Source organism: Delftia sp. WSY_12, assembly GCF_043104645.1.
Lineage (GTDB): Bacteria > Pseudomonadota > Gammaproteobacteria > Burkholderiales > Burkholderiaceae_C > Comamonas > Comamonas tsuruhatensis.
This window is the reverse complement of sequence record NZ_JBICKW010000030.1, coordinates 82,736-95,533: the sequence shown is the minus strand read 5'-3', so window position 1 is coordinate 95,533 and position 12,798 is coordinate 82,736. Positions and strand designations below refer to the sequence as shown.

Below are 12,798 nucleotides of genomic sequence, written 5' to 3'. Positions count from 1 at the left end.
TCGCCATGCCGAATCCCGAGAAGCTCAACCTCACGCAGATCTGCGAGGAGTTCGCACCCGTGTTCAAGCTCAGCGCGGAAGGGCTGGCTTTCCTCCGAGTGCCCCATGAAACCGACCGTCGCGCTGTACTGCTGCGGAAGGCTCAGTTGGTCACTCTGACCGACGCCCTGATCGACTTCCTCTATGTGAAGCGCGACGAGTTCCTGGCCGGGCCCGCGCCGCGCGCGCCAGCGATCCCCGCTCCCACCATCCAGCACCTGCCGGCGGATGACACCGAGGGCGGCGCCCTGTAACCCACCGTTTGGAGAACCCCATGTCGCAAACACCGGCAGATCTCTACACACAAGAATTGATCATGCGTGCCAAGGCCAAGGCCAAGGCCAAGGCCACCGAGGCCGCCGCGCTGCGCCTTGAAGCAAAGGGCGAGAAACGCGCCGTCGAAGCCTACAACCTGCGACAGCGGGCGAAATCGCTTTCGGGCGAAGCGGCCCAACTGCGCATCGATGCCAAGGCTGTCCACAAGCAGGCCGTGAAGGGCATCGAGACCCAGGCCGAGCAGATGGTAAAGCGCATGCCGCCCGAGTTCGGTGGCTGGGGGATTCTCAAGACCCGCGCCTATACCAAGCTGCTGGACCTGCTGGTCTCCCAGGCCCGGCGCGTGCAGCCCAACCTGGCCCTGGCCACCCAGGCCCACACCCTGCTGGTGGGCCATGCATCCTGGACCGACGCAGAAGCCAACCGCCTGGGCTGCCTGCCCAAGAACCCCAAATCCCTGGCCTGAAGCACCATGCTCAAGAACCTGATCATTTACCGAATCTCCGACTCCTGGTCTCCTGACCTGCAGGCTGTCGAGGCCGCGCTGGCCAAGAGCCCGTTTGCCGAATGCGGCCCCACGCAGGAGCGCAGTGCGGGCTGGGTGCCGCCGCGCGGCGAGCCCCACGGTCCGCTGGCCGAGTCGGTGGCCAACCAATGGGTGATGCGTTTCATGACCGAGGCCAAGATGCTGCCGGCCAGCGTGCTCAACCGCCGCGTCAACGAGAAGGCCGCCCACATCGAGGCCACCGAAGGCCGCAAGCCCGGCAAGAAGGAAAAGAAGGAACTCAAGGACGAGGCCAAGCTGGACCTGCTGCCCATGGCCTTCACCAAGCAGGGCGCCATGTGGGTCTGGCTGGACCCGCAGGCCCGCACCCTGGTGCTGGACACGGGCAGCCAGGCGCGCGCCGACGAGGTGGTCAGCTCGCTGGTGGAGGGACTCACAGGCTTTGCGCTGGCCCTGGTCGATACGCAGACCAGCGCCCAGGCCGCTATGGCGCACTGGCTGACCACGCAGGAAAGCCCGGCCGGCTTCTCGATTGACCGTGAATGCGAGCTCAAGGCAGCGGACGAATCCAAGGCCGTGGTGCGCTACGGCCGCCACCCGCTGGATATCGCCGAAGTCCAGCAGCACATCGAGCACGGGAAGCTGCCGACCCGCGTTGCCATGACCTGGGATGGCCGGGTCAGCTTCGTGCTGACCGAAGGTCTGCAGCTGCGCAAGGTGGCAATGCTCGATGTCGTGACCGAGTCCAAGGATGGCGATGGCGGTTTCGATGCCGATGTGGCAATCACGACGGGCGAGCTGTCGAAGCTCATCCCCGACCTACTTGAAGCCCTGGGCGGCGAGGGTCGCACTGGCCTGGGGCATGCCCTGCCGGCCTCCCTGACCACGACAGGCCCGGCCGGTGCGCCGCCGGATCTGAAGCCAGGCGATGTGCCGTTCTGACATGGCCACCGCCTCCGAAAAGGTCTGCACTACCTGCGGCGAGCCCTGGCCCGCCGACGAGGGCTTCTTCCGCGCCCTGGTCAAAAGTCCCGACGGGCTGGCCGACCAGTGCAACGCCTGCGTTTGTGACAAGTACCGCCGCTATCGCAAGCGCAATCACTCCCGCCCGCGTATCACCGACACGCTCGCCAGCATCTGGATGCAGCACCCGGTGGCCACGGCCTCAACAGCATGAACCAAGACACCGAACACCAGCCCACCCGCGCCGAGCGCGATCTGCCGGCCGCGCGCCGCGCCGCCGAACGTGCCCGCGCATTGTGGTGGGACGAGCAGCAGCCCAAGCACTGCTTCAGCTGCAGCGCGGAGCTGCCCGAAGACCATCACCGCGGCGATGCCCTGCCCTGCGGCCACTGATCACCCATCCAAGAAAGGAAACCCGATGTCCGAATACCAGAACCTGCTGGCACGCAAGGCCGAGATTGACGCCCAGATCGCAGCTGCTCAGGCAGAGGCCAAGGCAAAGGCTGTAACCGAAGCCCGCGCGCTGATCCAGGAGCACGGCCTGACCGCTGCCGATGTGTTCCCACCCCAGGGCAAGAAGGCCAAGGGCAGCGTGGGCGTGCCGAAGTACCGCGACCCCGGCACCGGCGCCACCTGGACGGGGCGCGGCAAGCCCCCGAACTGGATCGTGGGCAAGGACCGCACTCCCTTCCAGATCACACCCGCCTGACAGAGGCATGAGCACAGCGCATGGGCGCTGTCCTGATACCTCCCCTCCCCCTTCCAAAGCCTGACCGGGTTACGCCGCCAGGCTTTTTTCGTTTCTGGAGCCCCATGAACACCATCGAATTCGGCGACTGCCGAGACACCATGCGCGCCTGGGCGGCCCAGGGCATCCGCGCCCAGATGTGCGTCACGTCGCCGCCGTACTTCGGACTGCGCGACTACGGGCATTCCGGTCAACTGGGTCTGGAGCAGACGCCCGATGAATACATCGCGGCCATGGTCGAGGTGTTTCGCTGCGTGCGCGACGTGCTCGCGGACGATGGCACTCTGTGGCTCAACATTGGGGACAGCTACGCGGCCAATGGATGCAGCGGGCTAAACGAAGGGTGGGCAGACCGCGCGCAGGACTACGCAGGTGGCGGCCACAAGGCCGAAGCCGCGCGCCACCGAGGCGAGAAGCGCGTGCCGTCCGGCCTCAAGCCCAAGGACCTCGTCGGCATCCCCTGGATGCTTGCTTTCGCACTACGCGCGGACGGCTGGTATCTGCGCCAGGACATCATCTGGCACAAGCCCAACCCGATGCCGGAGAGCGTGACGGACCGCTGCACGAAGGCCCATGAGTACTTGTTCCTGCTGTCCAAGGGGCCGCGCTACTTCTTCGATCACGAAGCGATCAAGGAGCCGGCTGCAGCCTCGTCGCTGGCCAGGTGGTCACAGGATCTCGAGCAACAGGCTGGCAGCTCCCGAGTGCCGGGCAAAGCCAACGGCCCGATGAAGGCCGTGGGTGGCAGCCGCAGGAACAGTTTCGCGCGAACGACGAAGGACAGCGCCGGCCAACACGGACAGAAGCCGCAGTTCCGGCCAGGCCGCGAGGCCGTGGAGTACGGGGGCGAGACGCGCAACCGGCGCAGCGTCTGGACGGTGGCCACCCGGCCCTACAAGGGCGCCCACTTCGCCACGTTCCCGCCCGCACTCATCGAGCCCTGTATTCGCGCCGGATCTCGAGCAGGTGACATCGTGCTGGACCCGTTCATGGGCTCGGGCACAACGGCCGCCGTCGCGCTCCAACTCGGCCGCCAGTACCTGGGCTGCGAGCTGAACCCCGACTACGAGCCCCTGCAGCGCGAGCGCATCGAGGCATCGGCCGCGCCGCCCACGGCCAGGCCCAGGCGCCGCGCCACACGACCACCCGAACCAGAGCCCGCACAACGCGGGCTTTTCTCATTCTGAGGAGCCGCATGCTTACCCCTCAATTTCTCCTGCCCCTCGCGGCCAAGCTGGTGATCGACCTGTTTGCCGGCGGCGGCGGCGCTTCGACCGGCATTGAACAGGCCATCGGCCGTCCCGTCGATGTCGCCATCAACCATGATGCCGACGCCATCGGCATGCACGAGGTCAACCACCCGCAGACCAGGCACTACCGTTCCGACATCCGCGAAGTGGATCCGCTCGCCGTGACCAAGGGCGAGCTGGTGGGCCTGCTGCACGCCTCGCCGGACTGCACGCACCACAGCCAGGCTCTGGGCGGCCAGCCGCGCAACGGGGAAATCCGATCGCTCGCGTGGATCGTCATCCGCTGGGCCGGCAAGACCCAGCCCGACGTCATCACGCTGGAGAACGTCGAGCAGATGATGCAGTGGTCCCCGCTGATCGCGAAGCGCGATCCCGCCACCGGCCGCGTCATCACGCTGGACCGCATCACGGACCCCGCCACGGGCAAAGCCACCTTCCGCGTAGCCGACCCCGGCGAAGTGGTGCCGCGCGGCAATCAGTACCTAGTGCCGGACCCCAAGCACAAGGGCCGCAACTGGCGCCACTTCATCCAGGCGCTGCGCGACCTGGGCTACAAGGTGGAATGGCGGGTGATCTGCAACGCCACCCTGGGCTCCCGCAGCACCCGCACACGGCTGTACCTGATCGCCCGCTGTGACGGCCTGCCCATCGTGTGGCCAGCGCAGACGCACTGGAAGAACCCGAAGGCGGGCCAGAAGCCATTCCGCCAGGCAGCAGAGTGCATCGACTGGAGCATCCCCGGGCAAAGCATCTTCGGGCGCAAGAAGGAACTGGCGCCGGCCACCATGCGGCGAATCGCACATGGCCTGGACAAGTTCGTGCTGAACAGCCCCCAGCCGTTCATCGTCAACATGGCCCACGGCGGGAAGATCGAAATGCTCGACCGGCCCATGAGCACCATCGCCACGGAGAAAGGCGGCTGCCGCGCACTGGTGTCCCCTACCCTGATCCAGATGGGCTACGGCGAGGCCAAGGGTCAGGCCCCGCGCGTGCTCGACCTGTCCCAGCCGCTGGGCACGGCCGTGGCCGGCGGCATCAAGCACGCCATCAGCTCGGCATACCTGGTGCAGGCCGGGCACGGCGAGGGCAAGGACGGCGGCAAGCGCTGGAGCCACGGGGCCAACGACATCCGGGGACCTCTGGGCACGGTGACGGCTAGCGGTGGTGGGCAGAGCCTGGCATCCGCGTTCATGGTTCAGGCCAACGGCGGGTTCAACAGCACGCCGGCCCGCGACCTGCGCGACCTCGTATCGACCGTGACCACCAGCGGCAGCCAGCAGCAGCTGATCGCAGCCCACCTCACGGCGCTCGGCCAGAACGCGATCGGCAGCGATCTGCGAGACCCTGCACAAACAGTCCTCGCCGGAGCAACACGCTTTGGCCTGGTCCAGTACCACCTGTCGCCTGAGCAGGAGGCGGGCGCCCTGCGCTGCGCCGCCTTCCTCATGCGCTACCACGCCAGCGGTGGCCAGTGGACGGACCTGCGCGACCCGATGACCACAATTACCACGCGCGACCGCCTGGCGCTCGTGACCGTGTGGCTCAAGGGCGAGCCCTGGGTGATCGTGGACATCACGCTGCGAATGCTGGTGCCGCGCGAGCTCTACAACGCCCAGGACTTCCCCCCTGGCTACGTCATCGACCGAACTGCCGCCGGCAAGCCCCTGACGAAAACCGCCCAGGTGCGGATGGTGGGCAACTCCGTGAGCCCCGTGCCCATGCAGCAGATCGTCTCGCTCAACTCGCCCGAGTCCACGGCCTGGCAGCTACGCCGGGCCGCCTGATCCCTCCAACCCGGCCCGCCACGCGCGGGCCGCACTGTTTTCGCATGACCCCGACCCCACCACCGCACTGCCCGCTGCTGCAGCGCGCAGGCCACGTCATCAACACCACTGCCAGCAACTGGCAAATCGACAGGAGCAACCCATGACGATCACCCTTGAAGCCATCCGCGCCGCAGGCGGAATCGTGCACAGCGACGGCAACATCTTCTTTCGCGACATCAGCATGCTGCAGGGCCTCGCCGGGGCAGCTCCTGCCGCTGTTGCAGGGCCGGTCCTGGACGTGCGCGCCATCGCGGCGGCAGTGTGCCAGCGCGTGGCTGAGCTGCCCGACCGCAACAGCCCCGAGGACTGGCCCGAGGCCATGCTCGTGACGGGCCAGGAACTGATTGATGTCGTGACCTGCGAACTTGAGCAGGCCCAGGCAGCGCCCGCCCTGGAAGCGCCTGCAGCCCCTGTGCGCCAGCCTCTGACGCGTGACGAAATTGCAGCGTGGGCGGCTGAAACGCTGGAGGAAGTCGATTACCCGGTGCTCTGCAAAACCGCGCCGTGTGCATACGAGCTTCTCAACCTTCTCGAAACCTTCGCGCGCGCACACGGCATCACGGCAGCAGCGCCCCAGGCACCTGCTGCGCCCTCGGCTGATGAGCGCGAGGCTTTCGAGGCTTGGATCAAGAAGGATGGCGGCGATCTGAGTACGTTTGGCAGTGGCCAGAACCGCCACTACAACAACAGCGCCGTGAACAACGCTTGGACCGGATGGAGTTCGCGCGCCAAGCTGGCAGCACCTGCTGCGCCCGTGGCCGCGATCACCGACGCGATGGTCGATGCATACCTGACCACGCAGCGGCGCTCGGTCGAACAGGCTGACCGCCTTCCCATGGGCATCACGCCCACCAACGCCGTGCGCGAGGCATGCCGCCAGGGCCTGCTGGCTGCCATCGGGGCAGCACCTGCTGCACCTGCTGCGCCTGCAGTGGATGCCGAGACGATCCACCTGCAAGACCTGAAAAACGCGATGGCCGAGTGCCAGGAATTGCGCCAACAGCTCACGCTGATGGATGAGCAGCAGGCCGGAACCGTGTGGCGCTGGCAAGCCGATGGCCGAGACCAGCTGGCAACCATGGGCAACCGAATGGGCGTGCTGATCTATGCATGCGACCTGCGCGCGCTGCTGGCAGATGCAGCGCCCGCCACAGCCGCGATTGCCGAAGTCATCGGCTGCTTCGATGCCGCCAACATCGAAGGCCTTGACGATGCCCTGGTCAACAACACCGACGCGCGACTGGCTGATCTGGTGCAGCGCCGACTGTTGCATGCCGGCTATGCGGCCATCGGCGCTCAGCAGGCCATCGCAGCCCAGGCAGCAGCCAAGGGGGAGCACGGCAATGACTGAGAAATGCCGCAAAGGAAGGGGCGCGACCCTGGAGCGCTGCGAGGCGGCGCAGTACGCCATCAGCGCCGGACTGATCCACCTGCAGTGCCTGCGCAACATGGAAACCGGCGCACGCCGTGAGCGCCTGGCATTGAAGAAAGGGAAGGAGTGGGCGCCGCTCCATTTCTGCCCCTGGTGCCGCGCAAACATCGATACGCGCCCCACTGGGCACAAGGAGAGCTGACATGTCGAAAGTGATTTTTGAAACCATCTCCGGAGACGGAGGAACCGGCCACTACATATCCGACCACCGTTGTGGTGGCGTGAAGCCACTCGGCGGCGGGCGCTTGACTCAGCGCGCAGAACTCAATCCCAAGGAGGTGATAGCCGCCCTCGAAATGAGTACTGCTGGTCGTGCAGCGCTTGCGACATACGTAAAGCGCTTCCAGGAGCGCAAGGAGAGCTGAATGGCAGACATGAATTGCCCCTACTGCGGCGCAGATCAGGAGGCCAACCACGATGACGGCGCAGGCTACGCAGAAGACGTGCTCCACGAACACTGGTGCCGAGCCTGCGACAAGCACTTCGTCTTCGAGACCTTCATCAGCCTGAGCTACGAGGCCAAGAAGGCCGACTGCCTCAATGGCGCACCGCATACCTGGCTGGCCACAAAGACCTGGCCGCCGCAGTACCGCCGCATGCGCTGCATGGAGTGCGGAGAGGAGCGGCAGCCGACGCCTGAAGAACGCGCGGCACTCGACATCCCAGAGCGCGCCCAGGCGCAGCAGAAAGGACCGCAGCAATGAAGCCCCGCCGCAAATTCCCGTTCACGGGCTACATCGTCACGCGCACAGGCAACGTGCGCGCGATGCAATTCACGCACTCCAGCGGATGGGGCGTCTACGAAATCGGCAACCGGCATTTCTCTTGGATCGACGTACACGCAACAGTAGCTGATGCTGTAGCGGCGGGCCACCAGATGATCGCTGATGCCGAGGAGAGGATCGAGCGCCTGCAGGCCCTGCAGGACGCGCGCCGCATCAATCTTGACAAGGCGCAGCAGAAAGGACCTGCATGACCACGAACACCGCTCAGCCCCGCCACTGGCGCCTGATCGAATTCAACCCACGCCGTGCGATGCGTGATGCGCCGGCCGCACGCGTGGAGGTGGACCCGGACGGCGAGTGGCTGTGGATGACGCCCCGCGACATCCGCCTGAACATCCGCGACCACGGCGACCACCCAGAACTGCGCAAGGCCCTTGCAGCCTACGGCTGCACGAAAGGACAGACCCCGTGACCACAGCACCAACACCCGCCCTGCGCGTCCTGGCAGAGGCTGCAGAAGGCAATGGAGAGCACATCTACACGCACCCGCGCGACAGCAACAAATGGCGCGAGAACGAGGCGTGGCATCGGGCCGCGTCCCCGGGTGCTGTCCTGCATCTGCTGGACCGCATCCACGAACTCGAAATGCAGGCCCTGGACCTGGCCAGCGAGAACAGCATCCTCAAGCGTCAGGACTCAGAGCTGGAGGCGCGCAAGCCGCTGCCGCCGGCCAAGGAGGCCTGAATGCCCAGCAAGAAGCCCGAGCACTGGCGCGACAAGCGCGCGCCACACCGAGACGACGAACCCATCACTTGGCCAGCACCCGCTGGCCTTTGTTTTTGAAAGGCCCGACAGATGAAAAGCGCTTCCAACACTGCGGCCTTGGTGGCCGCCCAAGAAAATGCCGCCGCCAATGGCCCCGAGTGGGTATTGGCAAGCAAGTACGAGGAAATGACAGGCGTCACCCGCGAAACCGTCAAGCAGCGCAAGAAAAACGGCACCTGGAAAATCGGCCAGCAGGTCGCCGTCGTTTCCCGCCGCCTCTACGTAAACATCAAAGCAGCTGACAAATGGATAAGCGACCAAAACTCGAAACACCACCTGGCGTAACTGTCCGGGAATTTGCCACCGGCAGCCGGATCCAGATCGCGTTCACTTTTGAGGGCCGGGAGTGCCGCGAAATGCTCCCTGCCGGCCCTGTGAACAAGTCCAGTATCCAGCGCGCGGCGGTCCTGCGCGAAGACATCCGCGCCAAGATCAAGGCGGGAGACTTCGACTATGCCGAGCACTTCCCCGAGAGCCCGCGGGCCGGGGTGAGCCGGAAAAAGGCTGGCCTCATGCGTGCCCTGCTCCAGAAGCAACTGGAGACCTACGAGCGCCAGGTACAGAACGGCCAACTCTCGCCATCGACATACAACGGGTATGCGAAGGTGATCAACGGGGAGCGGATGAAGCACTGGCACGAGGTACAGGCCTCGGACGTGACACCCAGCATGCTGCGCGAATGGATCACGGAAATGGACTGCACATCGAAGGCGATCCGAAATATGCTGATCCCCCTGCGATCAGTCTTTGAAGACGCGCTCAATGATGGGTTAATCGAATTCGACCCATTCGAGCGCATCGCACTGACGAAGCTGATCCGCCAGACCAGCCGGGCCAGCGACTATGTAGTCCAACCATTCACCCGCGCGGAGCGTGAAGCCATTTTGGTGGCGTGCCGCGAGGACGAGCGCCCAATGCTCCAGTTCTGGTTCAACTCTGGATTGCGTCCCGGCGAATTGCAGGCGCTGCAGTGGGAACACATCGACTTCGACAAGAAGATCGCGCGCATCGTGCTCAATCAGGTGGCCGGCGTCGTCAAGGCACCGAAGACCGAGGCCGGCAAGCGGGACGTGGAACTCAACGCCGAGGCAGTCGAGGCGCTGAAGCAACAGCGCTCGGTCAGCCAGGCCCGCGGCGCCAGGGTCTGGCTGAACCCGCGCACCTTGAAGCCATGGACCACTGACGCCCAAATCCGGAAGACGCTCTGGCTGCCGGTGATGGAACGGGCCGGGATCGAGTACCGCAACCCGTACCAGATCCGGCACACCTATGCGTCCACGCTGCTGACCGCCGGCGCCAACCCCTGGTATGTGGCCCAGCAGCTTGGGCACGAGGATGTGGAGATGGTTTTCCGGACCTACGGCAAGTTCATCGGCGAGGACTACCAGAAGCCCAGGGCGGAACTGCGGCTCGTCAGCGGGTCGTAGCCCGTGCGAATCGCGTGCGAAATCCGTGCGATTCTGACGACACCGCAGGACACTTCAAGGCAAGAAAAAACCGCCACACGCTGAGGTCTTCAGTGTGTGGCGGTGTCTTGGATGGTGGAGCTGGCGGGAATTGAACCCGCGTCCGCAAGCCTTCGCCGGGCAGATCTACATGTTTAGCGTTCTGTTTTGAGTCTCGCCTCCCGAGTCGCGCAGGCGCACGCTACCCGGGATGCCAGCTTCCTTGGATCTTGCCACGTACTAAGAAGCCCAGCACGCAGCCAGCTGATGTGAATTCCCTTGCAGCCGGGAGGTATTGCTACCCCCTTGCCCAGCCCATCAGCGTGCTGTTGCAAGGCTCACCGGATTTAAGCGGCGAGTGCGAAACGTTCGTCGTTTGCAGTTAGTTTTTTGAATGGAGATTTACGAGCGTCAATCAAGCTCGACATGCACCACACCGGTCCCGAACCCACGTCGAAACCAGGACAGCCCCAAGGCTCCTATCTTAGCCTCTTTCCAGCAGTTTCAAGAGCTCCAGCGGAGAATTGATTTGCGCATCCGCCTGCCAGTGCAGCGTATCGCCGGCTGCGCCAAGGTAGCCGTAGCAAGCCGCCACGGTCTTCATGCCTGCGGCCTTGCCTGCAACGATGTCGCGCTCGTCGTCACCGACATAGACAAAACTCTCGGGAGGAAGGCCGATACGCGCGGCAGCCTCCAGCAAGGGTGCAGGATGGGGCTTTGCATGGGGCGTGGTGTCGCCGCTGACGACGGCTGACGCAGTTGCGAACAGCGGCATCTGTTGCGTCAGCGGATCGGTAAAACGCATGGACTTGTTCGTGACCACGCCCCAGGGCATGGACACAGCCTGGAGTCGTGCAATCAGTTCCTCGACACCCTCGAACGCATAGGTGCGCTCTGTCATGCATTGCTCGTAGTTGCGGAAGAATTCCTCGCGCATCTGCGCAAACTCGGGCGAGTCGGGCGTGAGCCCGAACCCCACCCCCAGCATGCCCCGCGCCCCCGCGCCCGCCATGGGTCGATATCGCTCATAGGGAATTGAAGGCATCCCCCGATCCGTACGCATCCTGTCTGCGGCTGCACCCAGGTCTGGTGCACTGTCGATCAAGGTGCCGTCCAGATCGAACAACACGGCTCGGACTTCTTTCCACATGCGGCTTACCCTTCGGCCCGGCGCGTGGCCAGCATGTAGTTCACAGATGTGTCTGCACTGAGCCAGTAGCGCCCGGTGATGGGGTTGTGCTGCAGGCCCTTGCTAGCCTGCAGATCAAGGCCAGCCTGACGGGCGAACATGGCGAGTTCGCTGGGCTGGATCAGTTTCGCGTACTCATGCGTTCCCTTGGGAATCATCTTGAGCAGGTATTCTGCCGCGACGATGGCCAGACCGAAGGCCTTTGCACTGCGGTTGATCGTGGAGAAGAACACCCAGCCGCCAGGCTTGACCAGCTCAGCACAGGCCGATACCACGGAGGCGGGATCGGGCACATGCTCCAGCATCTCCATGCAGGTCACCACATCAAAGGAACCAGGCTGCTCCTGGGCCAGACGCTCCACACTCACTTCGTGGTAGTGAATGTTGGGCGTACCCGTCTCCAGTGCATGCAGCTGGGCCACGCGCAATGCCTTGGTGGCCAGATCGATGCCAACCACTTCGCGCGCACCCTTGCGCGCCATGGAGTCGGCAAGGATGCCGCCGCCACACCCGACATCCAGAATTCTGCGCCCCTTCAAGGGAACTTGCGCATCGATCCAGTCCAGCCGCAGCGGATTGATCTGATGCAGGGGTTTGAACTCACTTTCCGGGTCCCACCAGCGATGGGCCAGGCTGGAGAATTTCTCCAGCTCCGCCGGGTCGGCGTTGAGGTTGATTGCGTTGCTCATGGCGTCGATTGTCGGCGATTGCGGCGACCGTTCAGCCATAAAAAAAGCCCCGTTGCCGGGGCTTTTGCGAGAAGCAATCGAAAGATTACTGGGCGGCGCGGGTGCCGACCACTTCGATTTCCACGCGACGGTTCTTCGCGCGGCCTTCCTTGGTCTTGTTGTCGGCGATAGGCTGCTTTTCGCCCTTGCCTTCGGTGTAGACGCGGTTCTTTTCGATGCCCTTGGACACCAGGTAAGCCTTCACAGCTTCAGCGCGGCGAACCGACAGCTTCTGGTTGTAGGCGTCAGAGCCAACGGAGTCGGTGTGACCCACGGCGATGACCACTTCCAGGTTGATGCCCTTGACCTTGGAGGCCAGGTCGTCCAGCTTGGCCTTGCCTTCGGGCTTCAGAACCGACTTGTCGAAGTCGAAGAAAGCGTCGGCAGAGAAGGTCACCTTGGAGGCCACGGCCGGAGCGGGTGCCGGTGCGGGTGCGGGAGTTGCCGGAGCGGGCGTTGCGGCGGGAGCCACAGCGGCGGCCACAGGCTTCAGAGCGCCGTCGCAGTCAGCAGCTGCAGTGGCGGGCGTCCAGTTGGCATCGCGCCAGCACAGTTCGTTCGTGCCGTTCTTCCACACCAGTTCGCTGGTGCCGTTTTGCCAGTTGTCGATGGTCTTGCCACCGTCAGCAGCCTTCACTTGTGCGCCAGCGGCCGTTGCGAGGGCGGCAGAGGCAAACAACATCGCCACTTTGTTCAGTTTCTTCATGGTTCTCCTCTTGGGGAAAAAGCCGCAGCAGGGCTGCGAATCTGTGGACGTCATCAGTGACCATCACCAAAAACGTTGAATTGATTGTGCCATACGTCACATGCAGACGGACCGCCAAGCGGGGGCCAACAAGTAGGACAG

The 12,798-nt window shown here is 64.5% G+C and carries 20 protein-coding genes and 1 other RNA gene; 17 read left to right on the top strand and 4 right to left on the bottom strand.

All coding sequences use genetic code 11. The features are described from left to right. The first annotated feature begins 5 nt into the window (after window positions 1-5). From ACF8LI_RS18660 to ACF8LI_RS18580, 17 genes are all read left to right on the top strand, one after another. Window positions 6-293 carry a hypothetical protein gene (locus tag ACF8LI_RS18660; RefSeq protein ID WP_154834464.1) on the top strand — a complete coding sequence of 96 codons (288 nt, stop codon included), beginning with the start codon at window positions 6-8 and terminating at the stop codon, window positions 291-293. Window positions 294-313: 20 nt separating this feature from the next. Then, on the top strand, window positions 314-781 hold the full coding sequence (locus tag ACF8LI_RS18655) for a hypothetical protein (protein WP_392429797.1): 468 nt from the start codon (window positions 314-316) through the stop codon (window positions 779-781). 6 nt (window positions 782-787) lie between these two features. Beyond that, the gene (locus tag ACF8LI_RS18650; RefSeq protein ID WP_392413752.1) at window positions 788-1,762 is read left to right on the top strand and encodes a recombination-associated protein RdgC; all 975 of its coding nucleotides are present in this window, start codon (window positions 788-790) and stop codon (window positions 1,760-1,762) included. A gap of 1 nt (window position 1,763) precedes the next feature. Next, the gene (locus tag ACF8LI_RS18645; RefSeq protein WP_154834467.1) at window positions 1,764-1,997 is read left to right on the top strand and encodes a hypothetical protein; all 234 of its coding nucleotides are present in this window, start codon (window positions 1,764-1,766) and stop codon (window positions 1,995-1,997) included. Continuing rightward, window positions 1,994-2,176, top strand: coding sequence for a hypothetical protein (locus ACF8LI_RS18640; protein ID WP_154834468.1), 183 nt, complete (start codon window positions 1,994-1,996; stop codon window positions 2,174-2,176). Before ACF8LI_RS18645 ends, ACF8LI_RS18640 begins: the two co-directional genes overlap by 4 nt. A gap of 25 nt (window positions 2,177-2,201) precedes the next feature. Further along, window positions 2,202-2,492, top strand: a complete 291-nt coding sequence (locus ACF8LI_RS18635) for an H-NS family nucleoid-associated regulatory protein (RefSeq protein WP_392413750.1) — start codon at window positions 2,202-2,204, stop codon at window positions 2,490-2,492. 104 nt (window positions 2,493-2,596) lie between these two features. After that, window positions 2,597-3,718 carry a DNA-methyltransferase gene (locus ACF8LI_RS18630; protein WP_392413748.1) on the top strand — a complete coding sequence of 374 codons (1,122 nt, stop codon included), beginning with the start codon at window positions 2,597-2,599 and terminating at the stop codon, window positions 3,716-3,718. Between the two features lie 8 nt (window positions 3,719-3,726). Beyond that, window positions 3,727-5,565: a DNA cytosine methyltransferase gene (locus ACF8LI_RS18625; protein WP_392413746.1), complete on the top strand. Its 1,839-nt coding sequence runs from the start codon at window positions 3,727-3,729 to the stop codon at window positions 5,563-5,565. A gap of 142 nt (window positions 5,566-5,707) precedes the next feature. Beyond that, window positions 5,708-6,958 (top strand): hypothetical protein, encoded by a 1,251-nt coding sequence (locus ACF8LI_RS18620; protein WP_392413744.1) that lies wholly within the window; start codon window positions 5,708-5,710, stop codon window positions 6,956-6,958. Further along, on the top strand, window positions 6,951-7,181 hold the full coding sequence (locus ACF8LI_RS18615; protein WP_392413742.1) for a hypothetical protein: 231 nt from the start codon (window positions 6,951-6,953) through the stop codon (window positions 7,179-7,181). The genes ACF8LI_RS18620 and ACF8LI_RS18615 overlap by 8 nt, the downstream gene beginning before the upstream one ends. Before the next feature lies 1 nt (window position 7,182). Continuing rightward, window positions 7,183-7,404, top strand: coding sequence for a hypothetical protein (locus tag ACF8LI_RS18610; RefSeq protein WP_156136098.1), 222 nt, complete (start codon window positions 7,183-7,185; stop codon window positions 7,402-7,404). After that, entirely contained in the window at window positions 7,405-7,743 is a 339-nt protein-coding gene (locus tag ACF8LI_RS18605) for a hypothetical protein (RefSeq protein ID WP_392413740.1), read from the top strand. Further along, entirely contained in the window at window positions 7,740-8,015 is a 276-nt protein-coding gene (locus ACF8LI_RS18600) for a hypothetical protein (RefSeq protein WP_392413738.1), read from the top strand. Before ACF8LI_RS18605 ends, ACF8LI_RS18600 begins: the two co-directional genes overlap by 4 nt. Continuing rightward, window positions 8,012-8,236, top strand: a complete 225-nt coding sequence (locus tag ACF8LI_RS18595) for a hypothetical protein (protein WP_392413737.1) — start codon at window positions 8,012-8,014, stop codon at window positions 8,234-8,236. The genes ACF8LI_RS18600 and ACF8LI_RS18595 overlap by 4 nt, the downstream gene beginning before the upstream one ends. Then, window positions 8,233-8,508 carry a hypothetical protein gene (locus ACF8LI_RS18590; protein WP_392413735.1) on the top strand — a complete coding sequence of 92 codons (276 nt, stop codon included), beginning with the start codon at window positions 8,233-8,235 and terminating at the stop codon, window positions 8,506-8,508. The genes ACF8LI_RS18595 and ACF8LI_RS18590 overlap by 4 nt, the downstream gene beginning before the upstream one ends. Before the next feature lie 111 nt (window positions 8,509-8,619). Then, window positions 8,620-8,874, top strand: a complete 255-nt coding sequence (locus ACF8LI_RS18585) for an excisionase (RefSeq protein ID WP_392413734.1) — start codon at window positions 8,620-8,622, stop codon at window positions 8,872-8,874. Next, entirely contained in the window at window positions 8,835-10,016 is a 1,182-nt protein-coding gene (locus ACF8LI_RS18580; RefSeq protein ID WP_392413733.1) for a tyrosine-type recombinase/integrase, read from the top strand. The genes ACF8LI_RS18585 and ACF8LI_RS18580 overlap by 40 nt, the downstream gene beginning before the upstream one ends. 112 nt (window positions 10,017-10,128) lie before the next feature. Here the strand turns inward: ACF8LI_RS18580 and ssrA are convergent. The 4 genes from ssrA to ompA all read right to left on the bottom strand — a co-directional run bounded on the left by ssrA (window position 10,129) and on the right by ompA (window position 12,657). Next, window positions 10,129-10,506: a transfer-messenger RNA gene (gene ssrA / locus ACF8LI_RS18575) on the bottom strand. A 12-nt stretch (window positions 10,507-10,518) separates the two neighbouring features. Further along, window positions 10,519-11,184: an HAD-IA family hydrolase gene (locus ACF8LI_RS18570; RefSeq protein ID WP_016449508.1), complete on the bottom strand. Its 666-nt coding sequence runs from the start codon at window positions 11,182-11,184 to the stop codon at window positions 10,519-10,521. A 5-nt stretch (window positions 11,185-11,189) separates the two neighbouring features. Continuing rightward, window positions 11,190-11,912, bottom strand: a complete 723-nt coding sequence (gene ubiG / locus ACF8LI_RS18565) for a bifunctional 2-polyprenyl-6-hydroxyphenol methylase/3-demethylubiquinol 3-O-methyltransferase UbiG (protein ID WP_017406940.1) — start codon at window positions 11,910-11,912, stop codon at window positions 11,190-11,192. A gap of 85 nt (window positions 11,913-11,997) precedes the next feature. Next, entirely contained in the window at window positions 11,998-12,657 is a 660-nt protein-coding gene (ompA, locus tag ACF8LI_RS18560) for an outer membrane protein OmpA (protein ID WP_016449510.1), read from the bottom strand. Between the last annotated feature and the right edge of the window lie 141 nt (window positions 12,658-12,798).

What these genes read in the sequence shown, in the direction of transcription:
- ACF8LI_RS18660 (WP_154834464.1), top strand. Translation starts at nt 6, where the DNA reads ATGCCGAATCCCGAGAAGCTCAACCTCACGCAGATCTGCGAGGAGTTC.
- ACF8LI_RS18655 (WP_392429797.1), top strand. Translation starts at nt 314, where the DNA reads ATGTCGCAAACACCGGCAGATCTCTACACACAAGAATTGATCATGCGT.
- ACF8LI_RS18650 (WP_392413752.1), top strand. Translation starts at nt 788, where the DNA reads ATGCTCAAGAACCTGATCATTTACCGAATCTCCGACTCCTGGTCTCCT.
- ACF8LI_RS18645 (WP_154834467.1), top strand. Translation starts at nt 1,764, where the DNA reads ATGGCCACCGCCTCCGAAAAGGTCTGCACTACCTGCGGCGAGCCCTGG.
- ACF8LI_RS18640 (WP_154834468.1), top strand. Translation starts at nt 1,994, where the DNA reads ATGAACCAAGACACCGAACACCAGCCCACCCGCGCCGAGCGCGATCTG.
- ACF8LI_RS18635 (WP_392413750.1), top strand. Translation starts at nt 2,202, where the DNA reads ATGTCCGAATACCAGAACCTGCTGGCACGCAAGGCCGAGATTGACGCC.
- ACF8LI_RS18630 (WP_392413748.1), top strand. Translation starts at nt 2,597, where the DNA reads ATGAACACCATCGAATTCGGCGACTGCCGAGACACCATGCGCGCCTGG.
- ACF8LI_RS18625 (WP_392413746.1), top strand. Translation starts at nt 3,727, where the DNA reads ATGCTTACCCCTCAATTTCTCCTGCCCCTCGCGGCCAAGCTGGTGATC.
- ACF8LI_RS18620 (WP_392413744.1), top strand. Translation starts at nt 5,708, where the DNA reads ATGACGATCACCCTTGAAGCCATCCGCGCCGCAGGCGGAATCGTGCAC.
- ACF8LI_RS18615 (WP_392413742.1), top strand. Translation starts at nt 6,951, where the DNA reads ATGACTGAGAAATGCCGCAAAGGAAGGGGCGCGACCCTGGAGCGCTGC.
- ACF8LI_RS18610 (WP_156136098.1), top strand. Translation starts at nt 7,183, where the DNA reads ATGTCGAAAGTGATTTTTGAAACCATCTCCGGAGACGGAGGAACCGGC.
- ACF8LI_RS18605 (WP_392413740.1), top strand. Translation starts at nt 7,405, where the DNA reads ATGGCAGACATGAATTGCCCCTACTGCGGCGCAGATCAGGAGGCCAAC.
- ACF8LI_RS18600 (WP_392413738.1), top strand. Translation starts at nt 7,740, where the DNA reads ATGAAGCCCCGCCGCAAATTCCCGTTCACGGGCTACATCGTCACGCGC.
- ACF8LI_RS18595 (WP_392413737.1), top strand. Translation starts at nt 8,012, where the DNA reads ATGACCACGAACACCGCTCAGCCCCGCCACTGGCGCCTGATCGAATTC.
- ACF8LI_RS18585 (WP_392413734.1), top strand. Translation starts at nt 8,620, where the DNA reads ATGAAAAGCGCTTCCAACACTGCGGCCTTGGTGGCCGCCCAAGAAAAT.
- ACF8LI_RS18580 (WP_392413733.1), top strand. Translation starts at nt 8,835, where the DNA reads ATGGATAAGCGACCAAAACTCGAAACACCACCTGGCGTAACTGTCCGG.
- ACF8LI_RS18570 (WP_016449508.1), bottom strand. Translation starts at nt 11,184, where the DNA reads ATGTGGAAAGAAGTCCGAGCCGTGTTGTTCGATCTGGACGGCACCTTG.
- ubiG (WP_017406940.1), bottom strand. Translation starts at nt 11,912, where the DNA reads ATGAGCAACGCAATCAACCTCAACGCCGACCCGGCGGAGCTGGAGAAA.
- ompA (WP_016449510.1), bottom strand. Translation starts at nt 12,657, where the DNA reads ATGAAGAAACTGAACAAAGTGGCGATGTTGTTTGCCTCTGCCGCCCTC.